Here is a 25,156-nt window from a genome sequence, read left to right as displayed (position 1 = left end):
AAAAGAAGGATTCGATGAAATGATATGCTCCCCAAAAAGTAGACAGTTGAAATAACAAAAACTGTCTACTTTGAAGGGAGCTTTTTCTATGGCTACATCTAGATTTTCGATGGATCAAAAACTACACATCATTCAGATGTGTGAGGACGGAATCGACTCAATCAAGTCGATCGCCTCGCTCTTCGAGCTTTCAGTCACAACCTTGAATAGATGGAGAGCAAAATATCGTACGGGCGGTCCCTCCGCACTTCGGAGTCGATCAAAGTGGACCCGCTATCCCGAAGACCTAAAGATGAAAGCTGTGCGCGCAGTACTCGACCAAGAAGAATCGCTCACTAGCGCTTCGGTACGGTTTGATATTTCGAATATAAGCGTACTTGCGAAGTGGATCGAGAAGTATACTAGTCATAGTACTCAAGGGAAACCATTGAAGGAGCGATCCATTATGACTAGAGGTAGAACCACTACATTCGAAGAGCGTGTCCAGGCAGTTATGGACTGTATACAAAACGGAAAAGACTATCAACGCATCATGGAGACCCATCGGGTCTCGTACCAATAAATCTATAGTTGGGTAAGAAAGTTCGAGAAGGATGGAATCGACTCACTGATAGACCGTCGCGGTCGTCAGAAGCCAGTAGAAGAATTGACGGATACAGAACGTTTCGCGCTGGAGCTGAAACGACTCGAGCGAGAAAATGAGCGTCTACGTATGGAGAACGATTTCTTAAAAAAGTTAGAGGAGATCGAGAGGAGGTCACGTTAAATCAAATTCGACTTCAAGATAAATATGAAGCCATCCAATCATCGGTAGAGCAATTTGGTTATCCAATCATTGCCCTATGCCACCTCGCTTGTGTCTCGCGCGCTGCCTACTACAAGTGGTTACGTCGGATAGATATGCCGAAAGCACGTGAGACGGAGAACATGAAAATCATCGAAGAGATGAACGAGATTCACCTTGCGGTGAACGGAATCTATGGCTATCGACGAATGACATTAAACTTAAAACGCCGTTTCGGAAGAAACGTTAACGCGAAGCGTGTCCGTCGTCTGATGCATGTCGCTCGTATTCATTGCGTCATACGCCGGAAACGTCCTTTGTACATTCGTAATCGTCCTCAACAGACCGCAGAGAACATTCTGAACCGTGATTTCAACGCGGCAGGACCGAATCAAAAATGGTTAACGGATGTCACGGAATTGAAGTATGGCGCCTCTCAGAAGGCGTATTTGAGCGCTATTCTAGACCTACATGATGGATCTATCCGTGCCTTCGTTCTTGGGCACTCAAACAATAATCAGCTTGTGTTCGATACACTCGAACTCGCCTTGAAAGGCGCACCCGGAAGCCGTCCCTTACTTCATAGTGATCGAGGATTTCAATATACTTCGCATACGTTTCGTCACATGACACGCGTGGCGGGTATCACACAAAGTATGTCTCGGGTTGGTAAATGTATTGATAACGGTCCGATGGAGTCCTTTTGGGGAGCGTTGAAGTGCGAAAGTTATTATCTACATAAGTTTACGGAGTTCGACGAACTCCAACTTGCAATCCAGAAGTATATTCATTTCTACAATGAAGAACGGTATCAACAACGATTAAACGGCTTGGCTCCATTAGAATACAGAGCTCAAGCCGTTTAAAAGATTTTTATTATTTATCCTGTCTACTTGACGGGGAGCAGTTCAAAAAATCGGATCCTTCTTTTTTGATGTCTGTCATTATTCGAGATGTTGAAAACGATCGACATCTGCTGCTAGTTCTTCATAAATGGCTTCGACGATTTGAGCATCATCGAACAGGCCTAAAATATTTTCATCGGGCAGGGCATCAACCGGAGACGTGAAGTACAAAACGGCCGTCAATAAAAGTTGTTCCTGTTCTGGTTGCATTTCGAAACGTTTGTTGTACAAAGCACGTAACATCTCGAGCAACTGCTTGAGCTGGAAGTAAAGAACAAGTTCTGCTTCGCGTTCGACATCCGAGCCGTCCTCAGAGGCAAGATCTGTCGTCAATCGGGCTAATCCGAGTTCCCCTTGAATCAATAAGTCTTCTTGCGCTTTTGCATTTCCGACCGCGTTTAACGCTTGGCGGTGAAAATAGGTGTAAGCGGATTTAAAATCGCCTGGTGTAAATTCCATCATCAACACTCCTTCTGTATCTCTAGTTTCACCTTATTTCTTGCAAAATTGCAACTATTTCGTGAAAATAAGAGTAATAGTTGAAAGGGGATTACATAATGCCGACTCAAGAACAATTAAAAAAATATGCCGCACTTGCGGTACGTACAGGAATTAACCTGCAAGCCGGTCAGCAACTCGAAATTCGGGCGGGGATTGAAAATGCACCGCTAGTCCGTGAAATCACACGTGTTGCCTACGAAGTGGGCGCTTCGAATGTCTACGTCCAGTGGTCAGATGATGAAATGACGAAAATCCGTTACTTCGACGCACCGGAAGATTCATTTGATGCGTTCCCGGATTGGCTGAAAGCCCGGTTTGATCAGTTGGCAGAAGAAAAAACAGCCTTCCTGTCCGTTGTCAGTGAAGATCCTGACCTATTGAACGGCGTCGAATCCAGCCGGATTGCCCGGGCGAATAAAGCTGCAGGGGTGGCGTTGGCGAATTGGCGTAAGTTCGTCATGAGTGATAACGTCAGCTGGTGCGTCATTGCCGCGCCGTCAGATGCCTGGGCGGCAAAGGTATTCCCGGACTCGGAACACGCTGTAGAAGACCTGTGGGAAGCTATCTTGAAGGCGACACGTGTCGATCAGGACAATCCGGTCGCGGCGTGGGAGCAACATGATGCGAACCTGCGGACGAAAGCAACCTTCCTGACAGAAAAGAAATACAACAAGTTGCATTATTCAGCACCCGGAACGGAACTGACGATTGAACTGCCGGAGCGTCACGTCTGGTTAGGTGGCGGCGGACCAAACGCGGATGGTGTTGACTTCATCGCCAATCTGCCGACGGAAGAAGTATTTACGTTACCGAAGAAAACAGGCGTCAACGGTCATGTTTCGAGCACGAAACCGCTCAGCTACAGCGGGAATCTGATTGATGAATTCACATTATGGTTTGAAGACGGAAAAATCGTCAAAGCCGAGGCAAAACAGGGGCAGGCAGCGCTTGATGAACTCATCTCATTGGATGAAGGCGCCCGTTATCTCGGAGAAGTGGCCCTCGTACCTCACCACTCACCGATTTCAGATTCGGGTATCTTGTTCTACAATACGTTATTTGACGAAAATGCTTCGTGTCACTTGGCAATCGGTCGTGCGTATTCAACATGTCTCGAAAACGGTCCGAGTTTATCAAATGAAGAATTGGCGGCACAAGGCGCAAACGATTCAATGACACACGTCGATTTCATGATCGGTTCAGGTCAGATGTCGATTGACGGTGAGTTGTCTGACGGGACACGCGAACCATTGATGCGTGACGGAAACTGGGCAATCTAATGCAGGAATTTTGACGGAAAGAAAAACAAGGGAGCACCCGGGCAGAATTAACATGCCGCGGTGCTCCCTTGTTTAGTTCGATGGGATGAACAGGAATCAAGCTTCTTCGCCGATGATTTTTACTTCCGGCTCCAGTAAGATACCGAACTTTTCCTGGACGGTTTCCTGAACGTGGCGGATGAGCGAGATGTAGTCGGTCGCTGTGGCATCCTTGATATTGACAATGAAACCAGCGTGTTTTTGTGACACTTCCGCGCCACCGATTCGTGCACCTTGCAAGCCGCTGTCTTGAATCAGTTTACCGGCAAAATATCCTTCCGGACGTTTGAAGACACTCCCGCATGAAGGATACTCGAGAGGTTGTTTCGTCTCACGTTTATGCGTCAGATCGTCCATCATTTCCTTGATTAAAGCAGGGTCGCCTTCTGTTAATGAAAAACGTCCTTCGAGAATGATGTACTCTTTTTTCGAAAAACAGCTTGTCCGGTACCCGAGCTCAAGTTCTTCGTGTGAGATGTTTAACAGCTCACCTTTACGTGTCAAGACCGTTGCACTGTGGAGGCAGTCTTTTACTTCTCCGCCATAGGCACCGGCATTCATGATGAGTGCGCCGCCAATCGTTCCCGGGATACCGCAGGCAAACTCAAGACCGCTTAAGGCGTGGTCGTAGGCGATACGTGAAGCCTGGATGATGGCCGCACCGCTCTGCGCGATCAGTTCATGTCCTTCAACCGAAATATCCGTTAATTTTTCAAAGGATAAAACGATGCCGCGGATACCGCCGTCGCGGACAACGAGATTCGAACCGTTTCCAAGCATCGTCAACGGGAGGTCATGTTCATAGGCATACCGGACAGCGAATGCAGTTTCTTCGTATGTCGACGGGATGAGGAATAAATCTGCCAGTCCACCCATCTTGGTGTACGTATGGTTTTTTAAGGGTTCATTAATTAAAACAGCTTCTTTTGCAATACCTTCATATAATCCAGCTAATAATTGCTCAGTCATCATGTCTCAGTCCTTTTTCATAAATTCCATTCAGCCAAAAAACGCTCAAAATATATTTTACACTAATTCCGTGATTGATGTTTAGCATACTGTTCCCAAAATACAGAGTTGACAGATAAAAAGCAAGCTGTTCGTGAAGAATGTAATCGAATCAACATGTAGATGTTGTTTTCTTTTTATAAAAAATGAGCGGATTGTGAATGAATAAAAGTAAAAAAGGGAAAATTAAAGAAACGACTGTCATCCGGAAAGAGGGGATTTAAATGGAAAGTGAACGACTGGAAATGCGACCGTTCGTAGAAGAGGATTTTACGTTTTATAAAACCCTTGTTCAAAATGAGCAGGTCATGCGTTACATCAACGGCGGTGTCGTCTTAGACGAGGATGAGGCGCGGAGTTGGTTTGAGCGTCAACTGGATCGCTACAAGGATGAGCGGCAAACCGGATTTTTATTGTTAATCAAAAAAGAGACGAATGAACCGATTGGATTTGCCGGACTGCTTTTACAAACAGTCGATGGAATCGAGGAACTCGAAGTCGGCTACTGGTTGACGCCGATTCATTGGAAAGTGGGATATGGCCGGGAAGCAGCCAAACGACTGATGCGCGAAGCATTCGAGCGGGGACATGACCGTCTCATTTCCATCATTCATCCGGAAAATCATTCTTCGCAAAATGTTGCGCGGGCGAATGGGTTACAATGGGAAAAAGACACGTTGTTCAACGGAATTCCGGTCGTTATCTATTCCTGCCGGTTGTCCCGATTGTTCAGAGGTTGAATTTAGAAGCCAAGAGGAGCGAATCAGGTATGTATCAGACAAAGTGGATGGGGTTCAATGAGTTGGATAATACAAGCTTGTATCAATTATTGAAATTAAGAACAGATATATTTGTCGTGGAGCAGAATTGTCCGTACCCGGAACTCGATAACCGTGATCAAGATGCCCTGCATGGTCTCGCATATGACGGCGAACGTTTGATTGGTTGCCTGCGCATTTTGCCGAGGAAGTCGTCAGGCACCGTTGCAATCGGTCGGGTAGCGGTCCAAACGGATTACCGGTCAAACGGCGTAGCAAGAAAACTGTTGAACGAAGCGATTACTCACATCGAGAAGCAGGGGGAATCATTGATTGACCTCCAGGCTCAGGCACATTTGAAACAGTTTTACGGTTCATTTGGTTTTAAAGAAACGTCCGACGTCTATTTAGAGGACGGAATTCCTCATCTAGACATGCAAATGAACTTGGTGGAAGATTCAAAAAGACTTCAGGAATAGGACGGACGAACCGATGAAGAAAGCAGGAAGAACTTTGTCTGGAGGTGAGTCAGTCATTGAAAAAAGTACTGGTCATTCTCGCGTTAAGTTTGATTGGCGTATTGTCGTTTGCGGTCGGAATTTCCTACGCTGAACTTCAAAGTAGTCAACGCAGTGCAGAAGAACAGTTGGCGAAGATGTTGCAGACACAGCACAACATCGATAAAACGTCACTACTGGAAGTGAAGGCTTCTTTTTCCATTCAACATCGTCAAGTGATTAAAGTACGTTTGCGCGGTGAACCGGCAATTACTTATGAATTCATTCAGCCTAAACAACAGATTGAATACAGCGGCTCGGTTGGAACCAGTGTTGAAAAAACCGGAAAACAGGATGAAGCATTCCGGAATTCACATCTCCAGTTAAGTAAAAAATAAAAATCTTGGTGCTTCTTTCTCCATAAAGAAGCTGCCAAGATTTTTTTTGAGCCTTTCAAGACGATTCAATATTGCGTACACTACGAAGAGAGACATCATGCAGGGGGACAATAATTTATGAAAAGATTTGTTAAAAACGAAGCCATCGCTCCGGCGCTGAATGCTTTTCTTACACTTGAGAACGAAGCCTTTCAAACATATAATCAATTGCTGACAGCACAGGAGCGGCAAGCTTTGAATTTTGTCGGACGGGCCGTCGCGCTTCAATCGGACAAACATCTCGCGTTAGCTCTTGAGACGAAACAGCCGTTGATTGAGATGGACCGTTTACTGATGAAATTGACGGAAATCGAGCAGGGCGCGCTGCTGTTTCGACAGTTGCTTGCATCCGGTCTCGATCTGAATCAACTTATCACAGTCGAAGGTCACCGGTCGCTTGTCAGACAGCCGTTATCTTTTCCTGTAGGCTTGTATACAGTCTATGACCACGTCTTGTTTCAACTTGCCGTCGATTCGGGGTTGGACCTAAACTACACAACGACATTGCAACGGAGTGACCGTTTTCTTGAAACGGATGAAATCAATACCCTGGACATCGTGTTGTTGTTGACGCATGAGCAGGCACCGGATGAACAGAGTCTTCCGTTGTTTCAACATCCGGCGACAGTCGGTCTGGCAGAACGGCTCCAACGAGCGAAGTTTGAAAGCCTGCAATCCATCATTGAGAACACCCGGTATGTTACAACATTTCGATATGCCAAACATTTTCCGCTTTTTTATGCGATCGTCGGTCGTCAGACGGAACAATTCCCGAAGATGCTAGACGCTGTTTTGATGGAACAAAATCAGGAAGAAATTCTAAAGGATGCCTTATTGGCATTTCATAATCATCAACCGGGTCTTGCAACAAGTATGGGAACGGATTATTACGAAAATTTATTTGTCATCGGCGACCATTTAAAGCGACAGGCGGGTATCGATTTCAATACGTTGGATGATCAATATATACTCAGCGAATACTCGGAAATCGTTCAACGGTTACGTAGTTAACGAAACCGGTTCACAGGAATAACGGTGCCAATTCGAAAAAATTTGAATATCACAAAAAGTTGTCGGTTGATACAGGCGAAGAGCTTCTTGATGGGTCGAAAAACAATACACTTCAAAAGATAAGATATTTTTCTTATGTAATTTCATTTGGAACGTATCGAGAATCCGGCGCCCGTATCCCTGGTTTTTTAATTGGGGTAAACACGTGATTTCCAAAAGGCGGACGACCTGCTTATGCTGTTCAATCAGAAGGGTTCCAACAACAGTGTTCTTGTCGTAGACGAGGTAGGGCAGGACACCTTGATCGACTAAATAATCGAGATGGATAGCATCATAAGGGAAAAGAAAGTCGGAATAACGGATTGCGTCATTGCGAATCGTCAAGAACAATTGACGGTTGCGCAAGGAAAGTGGTTTAAATTGAACGGAGACGGGTCGGCCACGCGTCAGACCAATCAGCCGAAATTGTTCACAGGACAAAGAGTACCCTAAAGCGTTCCAGGTCGTGATGAATCCAAAGTCGTTCGGCGGTATGATTTGGACATCGATATGACGGGGAGAAAACGAGAGTGCCTGCAAATGGACATGGTGAGCGAGAATTTGAAACGCCTGTAGATCGGTATAGGAAGCATTTAAAAGTTGAACGGTATGTTCGAAAACATGAAATCCGAGAGTTGCCTGGACATGATCTTCATGCCAAATCGTCCATTGCTGGTGTTCGATCGGTGGGTAGGAAAATGATGACGGGGAAGACGGAGTGGTACGGAGTAAGCGATGGACCAAACGCCGTTGTGGATGAGATAATTGGTCGTACGATAAAATGTTCAACACGTGCACGTCCTTTCAGAAAAAATGAAAGCCAGTGCATTTAGTATAACAAAAAATATGGTATTTTAATGTATTAAATTGAAATTAAAGGTAAATAATCAGGTGGTGATGAGATGACGAGACTACTGATGGCGACAGGTCTTTTTTTGATCCTGATCGGTATGAATCCTGTTCACGCACAGGAAATTGAAAAAAAAGAAACGACAGTCCGGCAATCTACCACATACGGCAGTTACGGGACGATGGATGAGATTATCACGGATCAAAAGGAACCGACATATGACGGATTCGACTCTCCAAACGATATGGCTTTTTTATTCGCCTGCATTGCTTTGCTTGCGACAGTTGGATTAGGAATCGTAAATGCGACAGATTAAAGAAAAAGACGATCAGTTCTCGGGACTTGCCGAAGAACGTTTCGTCTTTTTTTGCAGGGATTTCAGCTTAAAAGTGAATATGTTTACGTCGTCCGACCCGTTCAATCCGATCATGTTCATCCTTTAATCCGGCTTGTTCAAGTAAACTAAGATAATACCGGAAGGGCGTCGAACGATGTGAGAAATAAGGAATATATTCCGTAAACAACATCGTTTCAGCACGTTCGAGTTCACGTAAAGCGATCAGGGCATGCAGTTCGGCAAAACGGATTTCTTGATACAAGACCAGCATGTCCGCATCGACACGAACTTTCGCCCGGAGTTTTTTGGCATGCGTGTTTAATAAGGCAACATAAGCCTCCCGTTCATTGACGTCCGTACAATGTGTGAGGACGGCGAGGAAGAGGTCACTGCGTTCCGTGTCGACATCGATCGGTACCTTGACGGCAGTATAGATGGCGCGTTGCATCCAAGTCTGATCCGATGCGTCCAGTTTGTAATAACCGACCAGTTCTTCGAACAGTTCGACTTGTGTGACCTTAATCAATCGGAAGGGATCGTTACTTAAAAAGAGCGGTTCTTCTCCGGCGGCTGAAGAAAGTAAAAAAAAGAATTCCTCAAAAGCAACCCGTGTGCCATTTTTTCGACCGATATAATGGCGCAAATGTTTCAGCAGGCGTTTTGCCGTCACGTACCAATTTTTTTGTTCGCGGACGGAGACCAGCTCATTCGGCTCCAAGTACTGTAAATCATATGCGAGTTGAATGAATTGTTCTGTTTGCTCGATCGCCTGTTCGACAGTCGGTTGATCCTGTTCTTTCTGTAATCCTTTATACTTCGCAAACTGGGATAACATCAAATCAAGATCTTTTTCTTCGATGACTTGTTTCGGAAGTTGACGATAGATTTCTACGATGATGTCGCGAAGGGTCGTATCGCCATATTGTTCAAGTAAAAGACGCAGTTTACGAATTCTCATGATCGCCCTCCTTCGACAAAAAAGACACAATAGTAGTTCTATCCTTTTCCCGATTTTTTTAAGAAGTAATCGGCAGTGCATGGAATTCAAAAATGATTGTTTTGGAACACGGGTAGCTAACATTTGCACTTCCGGAAAGGTTTGCCTATCGTTAAGAGAATCATTAACAAAAAGGGAGCGATTATTCATGAATGAAACAATCGAACATTTACTTAACCACCGGTCTATCCGTAAATTCAAGCCTCATCAATTAGATCAAGAGACAGTCGAAACGCTCGTCCGTTCGGCCCAGTCTGCCTCTACGTCTTCTTATCAGCAGGCCTATGCCATCATCGGTGTGGAGGACGAAGCACTGAAACGACAACTGGTCGATGTAGCGAGCGGTCAATCTTACGTCGCTGAGAACAGTTACTTTTTCGTTTTTTGTATCGACTATCATAAACACATCCTGGCAGCGGAAATCGCATCCGGTTCCGTGGACCGGACGGTCGAAACGACGGAAGCCTTGATTGTCGGTGCGGTCGATGCCGGTTTAGCCGCCCAAAATCTAGTCATTGCAGCGGAATCGTTAGGATACGGCACCGTCTATATCGGTTCATTACGAAATGATGCTGCCAAAGTGAGTGAACTGTTGGGCTTTCCGGATCATGTCGTTCCGTTATTTGGAGTCGCAGTCGGTATTCCCGACCAACAGCCGGGGAAAAAACCCCGCCTTCCGATGGATGCGGTCTTCCACCGGAATACGTATACTAATGACGACACGATGCGTGAATTGTTGTCGCAATATGAAGAAGAAACGTCTACGTATTATGGAGAACGAACAGATGGACGCCGGACGGAAGGATGGATCTATCAGATGGCTGCTTCGATGAGGGAGCCGAAACGGACATATATGCGTGACTTTTTACAGGAAAAACACTTAGCCCGAGATTGATACGGAGGTAACTTATGGAAGAATTTCATTCAGGACGTTCCCGTTTAGAGCGCAGACGTCAGGAAGAATTGCGTGAATCAGAGAAGATGGATCAGGGGAAAGTATCCCGCGAATCCATGGATCAAAATCATGAAAGCGAACGATCTGCCAGTCAACGGTATTTAGATGAGCCGTCGGAAAGAACGCCTGCCCGGAAAGAGGTATCAAGACCATCTGCAAAGCGCTTGCAGGCCGGAGCCGGAATCATCGTGCGTTCAGGAACAAGACTGGCGAGTATGGCCTTGAATCGTTTCAGCCAACGTCGTGCTTCAAGGAGCAACAGAACGAAAGAGCCGGTGCGTGAAGCAGAAGCTGAACAGCGGTTGAAAAAACAGCCTGTTCCGAAAAAGAAACGTCGCTTCAAGTCAAAGCTGTTCGGTTTATTATTACTCGTCCTGATTGCAGCCGTTCTTTTTAGTTCACAACCGTTTACGTTTCTTCTGATCGGAAGTGACGCCCGGCCGGGAGAATCATTACGCGGTTCGAGATCAGATTCACTGTCCGTCATGCAATTCGTACCGCTCTCACGGACGATTCAATTGACGTCGATTCCTCGTGATACGTATACGCCGATTGCCTGTGAAAACGGCAAAAAGGATAAGATCACCCATGCCTTTGCATACGGCGGCGAAGATTGTACGAGCAGTGCAGTCAGCGGACTTCTCGATCAAGACATTGACAGTAAAATCGTCATTTCATTTGACAGCTTCATCGGATTGATTGATGAAATCGGAGGAGTCGATTTAGTGTCGACAGGAACGTTCTCGGAACAAGATGCGAGTGGAAAAGCCAATCAGTATTCGTTCCAAAAAGGAAAAGAATATCACATGGATGGGGCAATGGCGTTAGCCTATTCCCGTCACCGTAAAACGGATACAGACGTGGCACGGGCAAACCGACAGTCGGAAGTCATCCAAGCCGTGGCGACACATTTGATGAAACCGACGGGATGGTCGAGTATTCCCGGCGCACACCGGTATATGAAGGAAGAAATGAATCTCGATGTCAGCGTCCGTCAGATGATGACGGCGGGGCTATCGCTCGCGTTGTTCTCGAAACGGGAACACCTTGAAGTCGAAGGTGTCAGTGAGCGGATGAATGGTATTTTCTATGACTTCCCTAAGGAAAAAGAATTGAAGGACTTGCGTGCGAAACTCGACACGACGTTTTATGGGACATTAAAAAACGATTAATTTTTCAAAACGGGTTTGTTCTTTCTCGAACAGTGGAAATTAGTAAAGGTGACTAAACTATCGAGGAGGGACCTATCATATGAAAGTATTAGTTGTAGGTGCATCAGGTACAATCGGAGCTCGTGTCGTCAAGTCGCTCGCTAAAGGTCATCAAGTCACGGTTATCGTCCGCCATCAGCATTTAGTGGAACGATTTGAAAAACTTGGTGTTAAAGCGCACTATGTCGATATCGAAACAGAACTCGAAAAAGTCATCGAACAGGGTGTTTCCGGTCAAGACGCTGTCATTTGTGCAGCGACAGCCGGTGTTGACGGGGAACCGACTGAAATCGAGTTACTGGACCGGACGGTTGCTTTAAAAACGATTGATGCTGCGAAAAAGGCGCGTGTTCGTCATTTCGTCCTCCTCAGTGCCTATGGTGCTGATCGTCCGAACCAATTTAAAAAAGAGATGTATCCGTTCTACGCTGCCAAAAATGCAGCCGAAGAACAGATTGAACATAGTGGACTCACATATACGATCATTTGTCCGGTTAACATCGTTGACGGAGAAGGACGCGGATTGATTGAGGCCGATGAAGACTTGAAGGATGTCAAGGAAGCCACGATTTCCGAAACAGATGTTGCCTCTATCCTCGTCGCTGCCGTCGACAATCGGGCGCTCTTTAATCGCCGACTGGAAGTCAAAGAAGGTAAAACGACATTAAACGAAGCACTTGGCGGAGATGAGGCGGTTGGCAGCGTTAAAGATAACCGTCAGGTCAAAAAACAATTGCCGCGTTATAATTAATGAACGAAACGATGTGAAAATCGTTGACAGGAGTTGGAGAACATCCGACTCCTGTTTTTTTGTACGTCAAATATATTTCATCCGAGCGGAAAAAAAGTCAGCACCAGTCTGCCTTTTTTGTCACAAATCAAGCGGGCGATTCTGCTACACTACATACATAGAGGAGTGACGAGATCAGTGAAAAAATATGTAGTGTATCTGATGGCAGCAATCATCATTTCGGGAATTGCCTATACAAGTTACAGCGCCTATCAGACGAAACAGGACCAACAACAAATGAAAGCAAAACAACAAGCAGAGGGTGGACTTGAAACAGGAATGAAAGCGCCTGACCTCGAAATAGAACAAGACGGTCGAATGATTCATTTGTCTGATTTAACGGATCAGCTCATCGTCATTAATTTTTGGGCAACCTGGTGCCCCCCTTGTCAGCAGGAAATACCGGAATTAAATGCCTTTGCCAAATCGACATCAATCCCGGTGTACGGTATCAACGTGACGACTGCGGAAAGACGGTTGAGTGATGTAAAACAGTTTTTGAAAAAAACACCGATTACGTACTCGGTACTTTATGATACGAAAGGACAATCGGAAAAAACGTATCAGTTAGTGGCGATGCCGGCGACTTACATTATTGATCAAACAGGGACGATTGTCGGAAAACATGTCGGACCCGTTACGCAAGAGATGTTGAAAGAGATGGTGCGGAAGATCGGAGGATAACCGGATGGAATTATATTGTGCGGTATGTACGTATCGTCAAATCATTGAAATCGGTCAGCAGGAAGAGTGGAAAGGATTTCCGTCGGTGTTGACGTATGGGATGGAAAGTTACGCATCAGCATTGCCTTTTTTATTTGTTCCACCGTATCAAGAGCCGCTCGTCAGTCGCCAAAAAATTGATGACCGGATACGGGCCGAGTTGATTCGGACGTACCATGCCCATATTGAGGAGATTGAAGACGGATGGGTACCGCATCAATATGATGTCTTTCAGTGTCCGACCTGTCAGCAAATCTCCACTCGGTTTTGGTGCGCCTTGTTTTTGAAAGGGGCAATCATTGAACCGGTCCATCGCTGTGAACAAGATAATTCTGTTTTGGTTCGACTTTCTTTGGATGAGCTCACCCAAACGCCCTGTCCAAGCTGCGCTGAACAGACGCTCCAGATTCGTTAACAGACAAAAGCCATCTGTCGCAAGAAACGACTATTCGAGACAACGTGTCTGCTAGTCATTTTAAGCGGTCAGATGGCTTTTTAAGTGTCAACCCATTTGCCGAAACGAAAACGTTTGAAAGGAAGACTGGGTAGAGTTAGTTGCATCAATTGAATAATTAGATCCGTCGAATAATATTGTATCACCAAGCCTTGCTTCAGTAGGCAAATAGCGGCGTGGGATGAAACTTGAACCATTCTCCCAGAGAAGAACAGCATATTTTCCATCAAGCCGTTCCAGTGTGCCACGTTTGATCATAATCGAACTCCTCCTACAAAATTACATCGAACGCATCCTTAGGATCAGGTGCAAGTTTCTCTTTTTATAATTCGCTGTAATTTTTTAATCTTATGTTTGGTATATTCCCATTTCCTTTTGAATTTACACATGTTTATTTGTAATTGCTGAATTCTGTACAATATTTGTCAAACAAAGTGAAAAGAAATATATTTTCAAGTAATCTTCAAGAAAAAAACAGAACTGATTGTTCAGTTCTGCTTCAGGAAATCCGTCGATTAAGCTGCCAAATCTTTTGCAGCTTGTTTGGTAGGGCGGGTAAAGGCAAAAACGAAAGTGAAGAAAGGCGACAGTAACAAGAAAAAGGCGAATGGAACATACGCAGTAACTGGGACACCGAGTGTCGAGGCGAAGAACGCACCGGATACACCCCAAGGAATCAACGGATTCACAAGAGTTCCACCGTCTTCGAGAGCCCGTGAGAGAAAACGCGGATCAATCGAACGGTCTTTAAAGATCTGTTTAAACGCTTGACCGGGTAACAGGATAGACAAGTATTGTTCACCGGCCATGAAGTTGACGCCGATTGAAGCGAGTGCAGCCGATGAGATGATGCTGCCGTCCCGTTTTAATTTTGAAACCGTGTTTTCGATAATGACATCGATGACGCCAATTCCACGAAGGACACCACCGAAAGCTAGGGCAAGCATGACAAGTGAAACGGACCACATCATCGACTGGAGACCACCTTTGCTGACGATACTTGCAACCGTGTCATTGGCTGTTTCAATCTTTAATCCGTTTTGGATGACGCTCATCCATTGTCCGATATTCCAGTTGCCTTGTGTTAATCCAGTCAACAGGAGACCGCTCAGGACGCCGACAATCAGAGTCGGAACGACGGGTGTTTTACGTAATGCAAGAATCATTACGAGTAACGGTGACAGCAGTGTCCATGGCGAGAGATTAAACAGACGCGTCAATTCCTGTTGGGTGGAGCCGATAGTTTGTGAATCAATCGAACCGTCTCCCCGTCCGAGGATAAAGAACAGAATGAATGTGATTGTAATGGCAGGAATTGTTGTGCCCATCATAAAACGAATATGATCAAAGACCGAGACATTGATGATTCCAGGTGCAAAATTTGTTGTATCGGATAAAGGGGACATCTTATCTCCGAAACAGGCACCGCTGATGATGGCACCGGCGGCAAGGGCCGGATTAACACCAAGTGCGACTGCGATTCCCATCAAAGCAACACCGACCGTTCCGATTGTTGTAAAGGAACTCCCGGTAAACGTCGAAACGATCATCGTAATGATTAAAGCACTTGGTGCGAACCATGTTGCAGAAAGTGTTTCCAGTCCGTAGTAAAGGAGTGTCGGAACAGCTCCGCTCATCATCCAGACGGCAATCGTCATACCGACAAGCAACATGATTAAGATCGGTTTGATGGCTTCACGAATTCCGTTAATCATATGTTGTTCCAGTTGTTCATAACGGAAGCCGCGGACAGCGGCATAGGCGACGACAAAAATCAAACTGGATAAGATAGCGAGATGCGGTTCGGCTTTAGCACCGAATATAACGGATAATAAGATAATGATACTAATTCCTAGGACAGCTGCGGATTCACGAAAAGACATACGCATGCTTCCACCTCCTTAAATTCTATGTTGCGTTTATGCTTGTTTGCTTTTACGTACGAAAGTAAAATGAAGAACAGTTGTTATGTTAAAGGATATGAATTCATTCGTCAACTATCTGGATTCCGTTCTAAATGACAGGATAAATAGAGAATGTGACGAAAATTTGTCGTAAACGCTTTCTTTTTCGGCAGAAATCTTGCACAATAGGAAATAAGAGATGTCGATTTTGTGAACAGGAGGAGATACATATGTTTACTGCAATTTTTGTCGTGGTCATTGCATTAATGGGAGCCAGCGTTTACGGGATTGATCACATGGTTGCTCAACGGGCGGAAAAAAGATAATTTCATTTCAGGTAAAAAAAGGCTTTGATCAGTCACATCTATTGAGATGTCATTGATCAAAGCCTTTTTTTTATATTAAAAATAAATAAAAATTCATTTGACAGTATAAATATACATATGTTTAAATCGAGTTATCATTTAAGGGCAAAGGGGTTTCGACGATGAAATGTACGATTGTAGGTGCGACCGGATATGCTGCGATTGAGCTGATACGCCTGATTGAATTACATCCTCATTTGGAAATCGTCTCATTGATCAGCGATTCGCAAACCAATCAGGAAATGAATGATTTATACAGTTTTATGAATAATAAACAATTTCCTGTACTGACAGCATTTTCACTGGAACAAATTGAAGCGGTGGAAACAGATCTTTTATTTTTAGCGACGCCGAGCGGAATTTCCACGAAATATCTGAAACAGCTGGATGACTGGAAAGGAACGGTCATCGATTTGAGCGGAGACTTGCGTCTTGAAAAATCATTGTATGAAAAATGGTATCCCCATGAAAGCGTCGATGCGGTTCTCCAAAAAAAAGCAACCTACGGACTGACGGAATGGAAGCGGGAGCAAATCAAGGACAGTCGTTTGATTGCCAATCCGGGTTGTTATGCTACGGCTGTCTTACTCGGATTATTACCGTTATTAGAAGAGCGGGTGATTGATCCGTCGCAAATCATCATTCATGCGAGCTCCGGCTTATCGGGAGCAGGAAAAACATTGACGGAACAAACACACCACGTTCGATCAAGCGAAAATGTCCGATTGTACAAAATGAACCAACATCAACATATTCCGGAAATCGAATCGATTGCTGAAGATATCACCGGACAACAGATTACCGTATCACTTGCGACGTATCTCGTGCCACTCAACCGTGGCATCATGGCGACGATGACGTTGCAGCCCCTCGTTGAAAAAACAGAAGCCGAGTGGCGGACATGGTTCATTGAAAAATATAAGCAGGAATCCTTTATCCGTGTCGGACAAACGGATCCAGAAATCAAATCGGCAGCCGGAAGCAACTATTGTGACATTTCGGTCTATCTGGATACACGTACGGGAAGACTGACGGTCGTATCCGTGCTGGATAACATGCAAAAAGGCGCAGCAGGACAAGCGATTCAAAATGCCAATGTCATTGGCGGATATCCAGAAACACTAGGTCTGACACAACAGCCATTCTTTATATAGAGGGGACCATGAATATGTTAAATATACAACTGACATCACCATTGACCGTGACGACACCAAAAGGATTCAAGGCGACGGGAGTTCATGTCGGGCTCAGACGCAAACGGAAAGATTTAGCTCTTTTATTATGTGAAGCGGGTGCCGATGCGGCAGCTGTCTACACGACCAATCAGGTCCAGGCTGCACCGATTACTGTAACGAAAGAGGCGATAGCGAAATCGGGTGGAAAAGTCCATGCCGTTTTAGTCAACAGCGGGAATGCCAATGCCTGTACAGGTCAGCTCGGACTCGAACATGCCTATGCTTCCCAACAAGCCATTGCCGATCAGTTTCAATTGGCACAGGAACATGTCGTCATCGCTTCGACCGGCATCATTGGACAGCCGCTCGCAATCGATACGTTACTTCAAGGAATTGAACAGCTACAGCCGGATGAAGGTGAAGAACAAGCCGATGATTTTGCCCTGGCTATTTTAACGACCGATACCGGTACGAAGACGGCCGGACGTCAAATCTGGTTAGACGGCGAGTTGGTTTCGGTCTGCGGAGTGGCCAAAGGTTCGGGCATGATTCATCCGAATATGGCGACGATGCTTGGTTTTTTAACGACGGATGCCTCAATTCCTTCACCGTTACTACAGGACATCTTGAAGTCTGCGGTCAACCGGACGTTTAACTGTATCACCGTCGACGGTGACAGTTCGACGAATGACATGGTGATGATTCTTGCAAGTGGAGCCGCACAAACACAGCCGCTTCAACCGGAGACGGACGAAATCGAGCAGTTCCAACAAGCGGTCGAGGAAGTATGTCAAGATTTAGCGAAACAAATTGCACGTGACGGAGAAGGGGCGACGAAGCTGATTGAAGTCAACGTCCATGGTACGGCGAACGAATGGACTGCCCGGAAAATTGCCAAACAGATTGTAGGGTCTTCCCTCGTGAAAACAGCGATTTTCGGTGAAGATGCGAACTGGGGCCGGATCATCGCAGCGGTCGGCAGTATCGATGAACCGATTGATGTCGGACAAATTGATATCCGGATCGGTTCCCAGTGGGTTCTGCGTCACAGCATGCCGATTTTATTCGACGAATCGTTGGCTTCCCGTGAACTGGCGCAAGATGTTGTGGAAATCGAAGTGAATTTAAATCAAGGACCTGCCAGCGGTCATGCTTTCGGTTGTGACTTGACGTATGACTATATCAAAATCAATGCGAGTTACCGGACATGACGAAACGTAAATTGATCAAACTGGGCGGAAGTGTCTTCGAACAGCTGGACCCGCGTTATTACGAAGAATGGGGTCAGTGGCTTGCCGAGAAAAATGAATTGATCATCCTCCACGGTGGTGGACCGGCTTTATCGGCTTATTGCCGGGACATGAATATTAAAGCGGAATTCAACAACGGGATCCGGGTGACGACAGAGCAGGTTCTGCTGGGAGCGGAACGGGTGCTTGGAGGAGAAGTGCAATCAAAAATCGTCTATGAACTGAATGAAAACGGGCTGCCGGCAATCGGCTTGACGGGAATTGACGGAGCCAGTATTCGGGGGGAGCAGCAACCGGCGTTCGGAGCAGTCGGAGAAGTGACACAGATTAATCCGAAGTTATTTACGACATTGATGGCATCGGGATTCCTTCCTGTCGTCACCTCCCTGATTACAGGGACGGAAGGGACGTTGAATTGTAATGGGGACACCTGTGCGATTGCTGTAGCGAAAGGACTCGCTGTCGATGAATTCGAACTACTGACGGATGTATCTGGTGTCCGGCTGAATGGCATCTTCCAGTCAGAGGTGACGGTCGCGGAACTGGAGGAGGGAATCGAATCAACGGAAATCAACGGAGGAATGATTCCGAAAGTCGAAGCCGTCATCGAAGCGGTCCGACAAGGGATACATCAGGTCAAGATTCGTTCCGGACACGACGTGACGAGCCAAGGGACACGGATCAAGGAGGAAACCAATGAGCGCTTTACTACCGACGTATTTACGTCATGACATTGAATTGGTCGCAGGGAACGGATCGTTCGTACAAGACAAAGCAGGCAAAAACTATCTGGATTTCGTGATGGGAATTGCCGTCTGCAACACCGGTCATCGACACCCGCATGTGGAACAGGCGTTACAAGAACAACTTCAAAAATTATGGCATACGTCTAATTTATTCATGAGCAGTAAACAGGAACGTGTTGCCGCGATGTTGACGGAAAACAGTCATTTGAGCCATGTGTTTTTTTGTAACAGCGGGACGGAAGCGAATGAAGGGGCATTTAAGCTGATTCGGAAATGGACACAGAAAAAAGAAATCCTGACGTTCAGTCAGTCGTTTCATGGAAGAACCTTTGCCATGATGGGAGCAACGGGTCAAGACAAGATTAAAGCCGGTTTTGGAGAAATGGTTCCGGATTTCAAGCATCTGACCTTTAACGATTTTGACAGTCTTGAAATGATTACGAATCAGACGGCTGCCGTTTGGCTTGAAGTGATTCAGGGAGAAGGCGGTGTCATCGTAGCGGAAAATGCCTGGTTGGAAGCGTTGATGGAGAAAGCTCGACAGTATGATGTGAAGGTAGTCATCGATGAAGTCCAGACAGGAATCGGAAGAACCGGATCCCGTTTCGCTTTTGAACAGACGCCGCTAAAGCCGGATATCATTACCGTGGCAAAAGGTCTCGGAAGCGGATTCCCGGTCGGAGCCATCATCACAACACCGGAAGCAACGGCTGTTTTCACACCGGGTACCCACGGATCGACGTTCGGAGGGAATCCGTTGGCAATGGCAGCGGCAGAAGCGACACTGGACGTCTTGCTAAACGAGCAACAAATGAAACAAGTTCAACAAAAAGGACTTTATTTGATGCAACAACTGAAGCAATTACCGGAGACGATGGTCGTTGATGTGCGGGGACGCGGACTAATGATCGGAATTGAATTTCATGAACCGGTTTCATCCCTGATTACAGCGTTGCAACAAGCCGGAATGCTCGTCGTCAGCGCGGGACCGAATGTCATTCGGTTGTTACCTTCATTGTGCGTCACGGAACAGGAGCTTGATCTCGCGGTCGGAAAAATCAAAACAGTATGTCAACAGGAGGTCATGATGTGAAAGGAACAGGGGCATTAACATTAGCGGATGGACATGTATATCCAGGTGAATTGATTGGTTCCTCGTCCGTTCAAGGAGAAGTTGTATTTTTCACGGGAATGACCGGTTATCAAGAAGTATTGACCGATCCTTCCTACCGGGGACAAATCATCGTTTTTACCTACCCGCTCATTGGACAATACGGAATTTCAGAACAGGATTCAGAAAGCCGTCAGATTCAAGTATCCGGTGTAGTCGTTCAGACCTTAGCGAACAACGGATTACGGTCAGACTTGGCGGATTGGTTGGCAGCATCGGATATCCCAGTTTTAACACAAGTCGATACACGGGCATTGGTCCATCATTTACGCAATCAGGGGGATCAGATCGGTATCCTCACATGCGGGACATCATCTGTTCAGGAACAGTCGAACTTGATTGCCACCGTCTCGATCAAACAGCCGGAGGTTTATCCAACCGATTACGAGGCCGGACATATCGTGTGTCTCGATTACGGGGTGAAAAAATCGATGATTGAAGCCTTGCAGGAGCGTCAGATGAAAGTGACGGTCGTGCCGTTCGATACACCGAAAACAGTCATCGATGAATTAAAGCCTGACGGGTTACTTTTTTCGAATGGACCCGGAGATCCGAGCCAACTCGATCACTTGATTCCAGAAATCAAGAAACTGGCACTTGCCTATCCGACGCTTGGCATCTGCATGGGGCATCAACTGATTGCCAAGGCCTTCGGATGTCGAATCGAAAAGCAACACCATGGTCACCGTGGGGCAAATCATCCGGTCCGTCAGTTGAAAACCGGACGTGTCTTCATGACATCACAAAATCATGGTTATGTCGTTCAAGCGGACAGCGTGCAAAATTCTGAACTGAACGTCGCTTATGAACATATCAATGACGGCTCGATTGAAGGACTGCTTCATCCGACGCATCCTATTTTGACGGTTCAGTTTCACCCGGAAGCTCATCCCGGTCCACTGGAAGCGATGGTGATATTTGATCAATTCGTAGCGGGCATCTTAAAGCAGGAGGTAGCATATGCAGGAAGTTAAAAAAGTCCTGGTCATCGGATCAGGCCCAATCGTGATTGGTCAAGCAGCGGAATTTGATTACTCGGGTACACAGGCATGTCAGACACTTCGGGAAGCGGGATGCGAGGTCATGTTGATGAATTCGAATCCGGCTACGATCATGACGGATCCCTCAACAGCGGACCATATCTATATCGAAGCAATGACGCTTGAAAAAGCGACGGCCATTATCAAACGTGAACGCCCGACCCATTTACTGGCAACAGTCGGCGGCCAAACCGCCTTGAACCTGGCACTATCGCTCGAAGAAGCAGGAGTACTGGATCAGTATCAAGTCAAACTGCTCGGGACATCCCTTGAAACGATCCGAGACGGGGAAGACCGTGAACGATTTAAACAGCGGATGCTGGAACTGGATCAACCGCTCCCGATCAGTCAGACGATCGAGACGTTGGAGGAACTGGAAGGGTTCATGGAAAAAGCGGGCGTCCCGCTTGTTGTCCGTCCGGCGTTTACGCTCGGTGGAACCGGTGGCGGGATTGCTCAAACAAAAGAAGAAGCCCGTAAACTTGCGGCGAATGGACTTCAGGCCAGTCCGATTTCACAATGTCTCGTCGAAGCCAGCATTGCTGGTTATAAGGAAGTCGAGTACGAGGTGATGCGGGATGCCTTTGATACGACAATCATCGTCTGCAATATGGAAAATATCGACCCGGTCGGCGTGCACACGGGAGATTCGGTCGTCTTTGCACCGATCCAGTCGATCTCTGATAAAATGAATCAAATCTTACGGACGGCATCGCGGGAAATCGTTTCTGCGCTCGGTGTCGTCGGTGGCTGTAATATCCAATTTGCAATCCATCCGACAGAACAGACCTACTATGTCATTGAGGTCAATCCCCGCGTCAGTCGGTCTTCTGCTTTAGCCTCCAAGGCGACGGGATATCCGATTGCAAAATTAGCGACCCGTCTTGCGCTCGGTGAGCGTCTTGATGACTGCATCAATCCGGTGACAAAGGAAACGATGGCCAGTTTCGAACCTGTCCTGGATTATGTCACGGCTAAAGTGCCCTGTTTCCCGTTTGATCTTTTCCCGGGAAGTGACCGGTCGCTCGGTACACAGATGAAGGCGACCGGAGAGAGCATGGCAATGGGCAAGACACTCGAGGAAGCCTTGCAAAAAGCATGGCGGGGTGCCGGAATCGAACAAGCGCCGTTATATCCGAATTGGATGAAGCAGGCCGATACGGAGGTCTTGTGGCAGGAAGTCAATCAAATCACGGATCGCCGGTTATTGGCCATGCTGGCATTGCTCGATCGAAAAGCGGCGACGCACGAAGAATTGGCTGAAAAAACGCAGATCCAGTCTCTGTTCCTCACGACGCTCGAGACATTGATTTTGATGCAGGAATCATTGGATTTGGAATCCAAAGAATCGCTTCAACAGGCAAAAGGTTTCGGATTTACAGACCAGCAGATTGCACAGATTACCGACGTTCCACTTGAAGTCGTGCAACAGCAACGGAATACTTTTTTAATTCAACCAAGTTTTCAAATGATTGATACGTGTGGGGCGGAATTTTCAAGTCTGACACCGTACTTTTACGGCAGTTGGTCCGGCCGAACGGAAGTGACTCCGTCCAGTCGGAAAAAGGTTGCCGTTCTCGGCGCCGGACCGATCCGGATCGGACAGGGAATTGAATTCGATTATTGTTCGGTTCATGCTGTTCGTGCTTTACAGAAAGCCGGTTATGAAACCATCATGATCAACAACAACCCAGAAACCGTCTCGACCGACTTTGAAGTGGCGGACCGTCTTTACGTTGAACCGCTGACGATTGAAGATGTTGTTCATGTACTGGAAGCAGAACAATGCCGGCAGGTGCTTGTCCAGTTTGGTGGACAGACAGCCATTACGCTTGCTGCAGAACTCGAAGAGTTAGGATACCAGCTCTTAGGAACGACAGCCGACACGATTGACGAAATGGAAGACCGTGATCGTTTTTATCAATTCTTGGATCGACTTCAGATTGACCGTATACCGGGTCAGGAAGTGTCGAACGAGGAAGAATTGACGGCAATCGTCAAGGAACTGGGGTATCCGCTGATGATCCGTCCATCGTACGTCATTGGTGGGAAAGGAATGCACCGGTTAACGACAGCAACCGATTTAGAAAAACTATTGCCGGAAATGGTGTTTCCGATTTTGGTGGATGCCTATATCGAAGGACACGAGTTCGAAGTCGATTGTATTTCAGACAAGACGACGACCTACGTACCGGTCATCATGGAACAAATCGAAGCCGCCGGTGTTCACTCCGGCGACTCCACGATGATTTTGCCGCCTGTCTCAGCTCCGGCAAGCTTACAGGATGAAATCGAACAGATTGCGCAAACAATCGGTCAACATCTGGATTACCAAGGTGCCTTCAACATCCAGTTCGTCGTAAAAGATCAAACCGTCTATGTTCTCGAAATTAATCCACGGGCTTCGCGTACCTTGCCGATTGTCTCAAAGGTGACGGGACAACCGTTGCTCGAGTGGGCGGTTCAAGCCGCCATCGGGATGAAGGTTGAAGCCTTGCCGGCAAACCGGTTGACGTTACCGTTCCATGCGGTCAAGACACCGGTATTCTCAACGCTGAAGCTGCGTGGTGTCGATCCGATGACAGGTCCTGTCATGCGTTCGACCGGGGAAACATTGCAGTGGACGGAAGCGGGACTTGCCAAAGAACGGTTCGTCTTCGACCAGACGACGAAAACAGCGATGGCCAAGCGAACGCTTCGAATCTGTGGAGCGGGAACAGACGCGTGGTCAGAAGGAGCGGCAGTTCAGCCGGATACCGAGTTTGATACGTGTCTTGTGTTCTTCTCGAAATCAGAATCAGAACGGGAACAACGGGAAAAAGCGCTGGCCCAAGGAGCGATTGTCATTACTGAAGAACATCTTGCCCAATACTTCGAATCCGTCCAAACGATACCGATGTGTACCGTTAAGCCATTATCCGAATGGACGACACAAAAGGAGCGAATCCAATGACGACTACACAACGATTAAAGCATTTGCTGACACTGGAAGAACTGACAGCAGAAGGACTGACCGATCTATTGGAACTGGCGAAAGATGTTAAAGCTTCTCCAGCGACATATGCCCAAACACTTGCCGGAAAAAAAGTCGCGTTGCTGTTTGAAAAAGCATCGACGCGGACACGGATTTCTTTTGAGGTCGGTGTCGTCGAATTGGGAGGATATCCGGTCGTCTTAAACGGATCGGATATGCAGATTGGTCGCGGAGAGTCCCTCAGCGATACGATTCAAGTCATGAGCCGTTATGTCGACGCCTTGATGATCCGGACGTTTGCACATGAAACGGTCGAGACGTTGGCAGCGCACGGAACGATTCCGATCATTAACGGATTGACGGACCTCCATCATCCGTGTCAGGTCTTGGCAGATTTATTGACGATCGAGGAGCATTTTGGTCAACGTAAAGGAAAGATATTGGCTTATATCGGGGACGGAAACAACATGACGCACTCGTTGCTTTTAGGCGGCGCGTTAAGTGGAATGACCGTTCGAATTTGTAGTCCGGCTGCTTATGCACCGGATCAAACGATTATTGACCAGGCGAAGATGCTGGCACAACAATCCGGAGGACAGATTGAACAATATACGGATCCTGTTCAAGCGGTTGCCGGTGCTGATGTCATTTACAGTGATGTATTCGCCAGTATGGGTCAGGAAGAGGAGTCGGAAGCACGTCTCAAGGCATTCGAAGGCTATCAAGTGAATCAAACGTTGTTGTCGTCAGCAGCAACGGATGTGATTTTCCTGCATTGTCTTCCGGCGCACCGCGGGGAAGAAGTGACAGCGGAAGTCATTGACGGCAGTCACTCCCTTGTATTTGATCAGGCGGAAAACCGCCTTCATGCGCAAAAAGCTTTAATGATTGAACTGATTGGAGTAATGGATTAACAGAAAAGACAGGCTCTGTTCCTTTGTGGAAACAACAGCCT

The 25,156-nt window shown here is 46.7% G+C and carries 24 protein-coding genes and 1 pseudogene; 19 read left to right on the top strand and 6 right to left on the bottom strand.

The window, feature by feature from the left end:
- The first annotated feature begins 88 nt into the window (after positions 1-88).
- Positions 89-1,650 (top strand): annotated as a pseudogene (locus ABIC15_RS09820) (IS3 family transposase).
- A 78-nt stretch (positions 1,651-1,728) separates the two neighbouring features.
- Here ABIC15_RS09820 and ABIC15_RS09815 read toward each other — a convergent pair.
- Positions 1,729-2,148, bottom strand: coding sequence for a DUF1232 domain-containing protein (locus ABIC15_RS09815; protein WP_148206662.1), 420 nt, complete (start codon positions 2,146-2,148; stop codon positions 1,729-1,731).
- Between the two features lie 98 nt (positions 2,149-2,246).
- On the opposite strand from ABIC15_RS09815, the gene ABIC15_RS09810 reads away from it, so the two are divergent.
- On the top strand, positions 2,247-3,470 hold the full coding sequence (locus ABIC15_RS09810; protein ID WP_214767320.1) for an aminopeptidase: 1,224 nt from the start codon (positions 2,247-2,249) through the stop codon (positions 3,468-3,470).
- 96 nt (positions 3,471-3,566) lie between these two features.
- On the opposite strand, the gene murB is transcribed toward ABIC15_RS09810, so the two are convergent.
- A complete protein-coding gene (gene murB, locus ABIC15_RS09805) occupies positions 3,567-4,481 on the bottom strand; it encodes a UDP-N-acetylmuramate dehydrogenase (RefSeq protein WP_012369457.1) in 915 nt (304 codons plus the stop codon).
- Positions 4,482-4,741: 260 nt separating this feature from the next.
- Between murB and ABIC15_RS09800 the strand changes: the two genes are divergently transcribed.
- The 4 genes from ABIC15_RS09800 to ABIC15_RS09785 all read left to right on the top strand — a co-directional run bounded on the left by ABIC15_RS09800 (position 4,742) and on the right by ABIC15_RS09785 (position 7,220).
- On the top strand, positions 4,742-5,257 hold the full coding sequence (locus ABIC15_RS09800; RefSeq protein WP_290829727.1) for a GNAT family N-acetyltransferase: 516 nt from the start codon (positions 4,742-4,744) through the stop codon (positions 5,255-5,257).
- Positions 5,258-5,286: 29 nt separating this feature from the next.
- Positions 5,287-5,754 carry a GNAT family N-acetyltransferase gene (locus ABIC15_RS09795; RefSeq protein ID WP_354020583.1) on the top strand — a complete coding sequence of 156 codons (468 nt, stop codon included), beginning with the start codon at positions 5,287-5,289 and terminating at the stop codon, positions 5,752-5,754.
- A gap of 56 nt (positions 5,755-5,810) precedes the next feature.
- Positions 5,811-6,170, top strand: coding sequence for a hypothetical protein (locus ABIC15_RS09790; protein WP_290829731.1), 360 nt, complete (start codon positions 5,811-5,813; stop codon positions 6,168-6,170).
- A 117-nt stretch (positions 6,171-6,287) separates the two neighbouring features.
- Positions 6,288-7,220: a hypothetical protein gene (locus ABIC15_RS09785; protein WP_354020582.1), complete on the top strand. Its 933-nt coding sequence runs from the start codon at positions 6,288-6,290 to the stop codon at positions 7,218-7,220.
- Here ABIC15_RS09785 and ABIC15_RS09780 read toward each other — a convergent pair.
- Entirely contained in the window at positions 7,209-8,051 is an 843-nt protein-coding gene (locus tag ABIC15_RS09780; protein WP_012369462.1) for a GNAT family N-acetyltransferase, read from the bottom strand. The two genes, ABIC15_RS09785 and ABIC15_RS09780, sit on opposite strands and share 12 nt — an antisense overlap.
- 110 nt (positions 8,052-8,161) lie before the next feature.
- Here ABIC15_RS09780 and ABIC15_RS09775 point away from each other — a divergent pair, with 110 nt between their 5' ends.
- Positions 8,162-8,425 (top strand): hypothetical protein, encoded by a 264-nt coding sequence (locus ABIC15_RS09775; RefSeq protein WP_012369463.1) that lies wholly within the window; start codon positions 8,162-8,164, stop codon positions 8,423-8,425.
- A gap of 67 nt (positions 8,426-8,492) precedes the next feature.
- On the opposite strand, the gene ABIC15_RS09770 is transcribed toward ABIC15_RS09775, so the two are convergent.
- Complete coding sequence (locus ABIC15_RS09770; RefSeq protein WP_318929863.1) at positions 8,493-9,404, bottom strand: hypothetical protein; 912 nt, start codon at positions 9,402-9,404, stop codon at positions 8,493-8,495.
- 187 nt (positions 9,405-9,591) lie between these two features.
- Between ABIC15_RS09770 and nfsA the strand changes: the two genes are divergently transcribed.
- The 5 genes from nfsA to ABIC15_RS09745 all read left to right on the top strand — a co-directional run bounded on the left by nfsA (position 9,592) and on the right by ABIC15_RS09745 (position 13,537).
- Positions 9,592-10,338 (top strand): oxygen-insensitive NADPH nitroreductase, encoded by a 747-nt coding sequence (gene nfsA / locus ABIC15_RS09765; protein WP_354020581.1) that lies wholly within the window; start codon positions 9,592-9,594, stop codon positions 10,336-10,338.
- Between the two features lie 14 nt (positions 10,339-10,352).
- Complete coding sequence (locus ABIC15_RS09760; protein WP_354020580.1) at positions 10,353-11,570, top strand: LCP family protein; 1,218 nt, start codon at positions 10,353-10,355, stop codon at positions 11,568-11,570.
- Between the two features lie 79 nt (positions 11,571-11,649).
- Positions 11,650-12,360, top strand: coding sequence for an SDR family oxidoreductase (locus ABIC15_RS09755; RefSeq protein ID WP_012369467.1), 711 nt, complete (start codon positions 11,650-11,652; stop codon positions 12,358-12,360).
- 177 nt (positions 12,361-12,537) lie between these two features.
- Positions 12,538-13,083 carry a TlpA family protein disulfide reductase gene (locus tag ABIC15_RS09750; protein WP_012369468.1) on the top strand — a complete coding sequence of 182 codons (546 nt, stop codon included), beginning with the start codon at positions 12,538-12,540 and terminating at the stop codon, positions 13,081-13,083.
- A gap of 4 nt (positions 13,084-13,087) precedes the next feature.
- On the top strand, positions 13,088-13,537 hold the full coding sequence (locus tag ABIC15_RS09745; protein ID WP_012369469.1) for a hypothetical protein: 450 nt from the start codon (positions 13,088-13,090) through the stop codon (positions 13,535-13,537).
- An 87-nt stretch (positions 13,538-13,624) separates the two neighbouring features.
- Here the strand turns inward: ABIC15_RS09745 and ABIC15_RS09740 are convergent, their stop codons facing one another.
- Both ABIC15_RS09740 and nhaC read right to left on the bottom strand, forming a co-directional pair.
- Positions 13,625-13,834 carry a DUF3006 domain-containing protein gene (locus ABIC15_RS09740; RefSeq protein ID WP_012369470.1) on the bottom strand — a complete coding sequence of 70 codons (210 nt, stop codon included), beginning with the start codon at positions 13,832-13,834 and terminating at the stop codon, positions 13,625-13,627.
- A gap of 257 nt (positions 13,835-14,091) precedes the next feature.
- Entirely contained in the window at positions 14,092-15,465 is a 1,374-nt protein-coding gene (gene nhaC, locus ABIC15_RS09735; protein ID WP_354020579.1) for a Na+/H+ antiporter NhaC, read from the bottom strand.
- Positions 15,466-15,967: 502 nt separating this feature from the next.
- Here nhaC and argC point away from each other — a divergent pair.
- Genes argC through argF form a run of 7 tightly spaced genes read left to right on the top strand, consistent with a single transcriptional unit; the run spans position 15,968 to position 25,115 of the window.
- On the top strand, positions 15,968-16,999 hold the full coding sequence (argC, locus tag ABIC15_RS09730) for an N-acetyl-gamma-glutamyl-phosphate reductase (protein WP_354020578.1): 1,032 nt from the start codon (positions 15,968-15,970) through the stop codon (positions 16,997-16,999).
- Positions 17,000-17,013: 14 nt separating this feature from the next.
- Positions 17,014-18,231, top strand: coding sequence for a bifunctional glutamate N-acetyltransferase/amino-acid acetyltransferase ArgJ (gene argJ / locus ABIC15_RS09725; protein ID WP_354020577.1), 1,218 nt, complete (start codon positions 17,014-17,016; stop codon positions 18,229-18,231).
- Complete coding sequence (argB, locus tag ABIC15_RS09720; protein WP_354020576.1) at positions 18,228-19,001, top strand: acetylglutamate kinase; 774 nt, start codon at positions 18,228-18,230, stop codon at positions 18,999-19,001. The genes argJ and argB overlap by 4 nt, the downstream gene beginning before the upstream one ends.
- Complete coding sequence (locus ABIC15_RS09715; RefSeq protein WP_012369476.1) at positions 18,967-20,109, top strand: acetylornithine transaminase; 1,143 nt, start codon at positions 18,967-18,969, stop codon at positions 20,107-20,109. Before argB ends, ABIC15_RS09715 begins: the two co-directional genes overlap by 35 nt.
- The gene (locus ABIC15_RS09710; RefSeq protein ID WP_354020575.1) at positions 20,106-21,161 is read left to right on the top strand and encodes a carbamoyl phosphate synthase small subunit; all 1,056 of its coding nucleotides are present in this window, start codon (positions 20,106-20,108) and stop codon (positions 21,159-21,161) included. The genes ABIC15_RS09715 and ABIC15_RS09710 overlap by 4 nt, the downstream gene beginning before the upstream one ends.
- Positions 21,148-24,180: a carbamoyl-phosphate synthase (glutamine-hydrolyzing) large subunit gene (gene carB / locus ABIC15_RS09705; protein WP_354020574.1), complete on the top strand. Its 3,033-nt coding sequence runs from the start codon at positions 21,148-21,150 to the stop codon at positions 24,178-24,180. The genes ABIC15_RS09710 and carB overlap by 14 nt, the downstream gene beginning before the upstream one ends.
- The gene (argF, locus tag ABIC15_RS09700) at positions 24,177-25,115 is read left to right on the top strand and encodes an ornithine carbamoyltransferase (RefSeq protein ID WP_012369479.1); all 939 of its coding nucleotides are present in this window, start codon (positions 24,177-24,179) and stop codon (positions 25,113-25,115) included. Before carB ends, argF begins: the two co-directional genes overlap by 4 nt.
- Positions 25,116-25,156: the final 41 nt, after the last annotated feature.

This window comes from Exiguobacterium sp. PvP048, from assembly GCF_040549175.1.
Taxonomy (GTDB): domain Bacteria; phylum Bacillota; class Bacilli; order Exiguobacteriales; family Exiguobacteriaceae; genus Exiguobacterium_A; species Exiguobacterium_A artemiae.
Note: the sequence above shows the minus strand (reverse complement) of the source record. Positions and strands in the feature narration are given on the sequence as shown.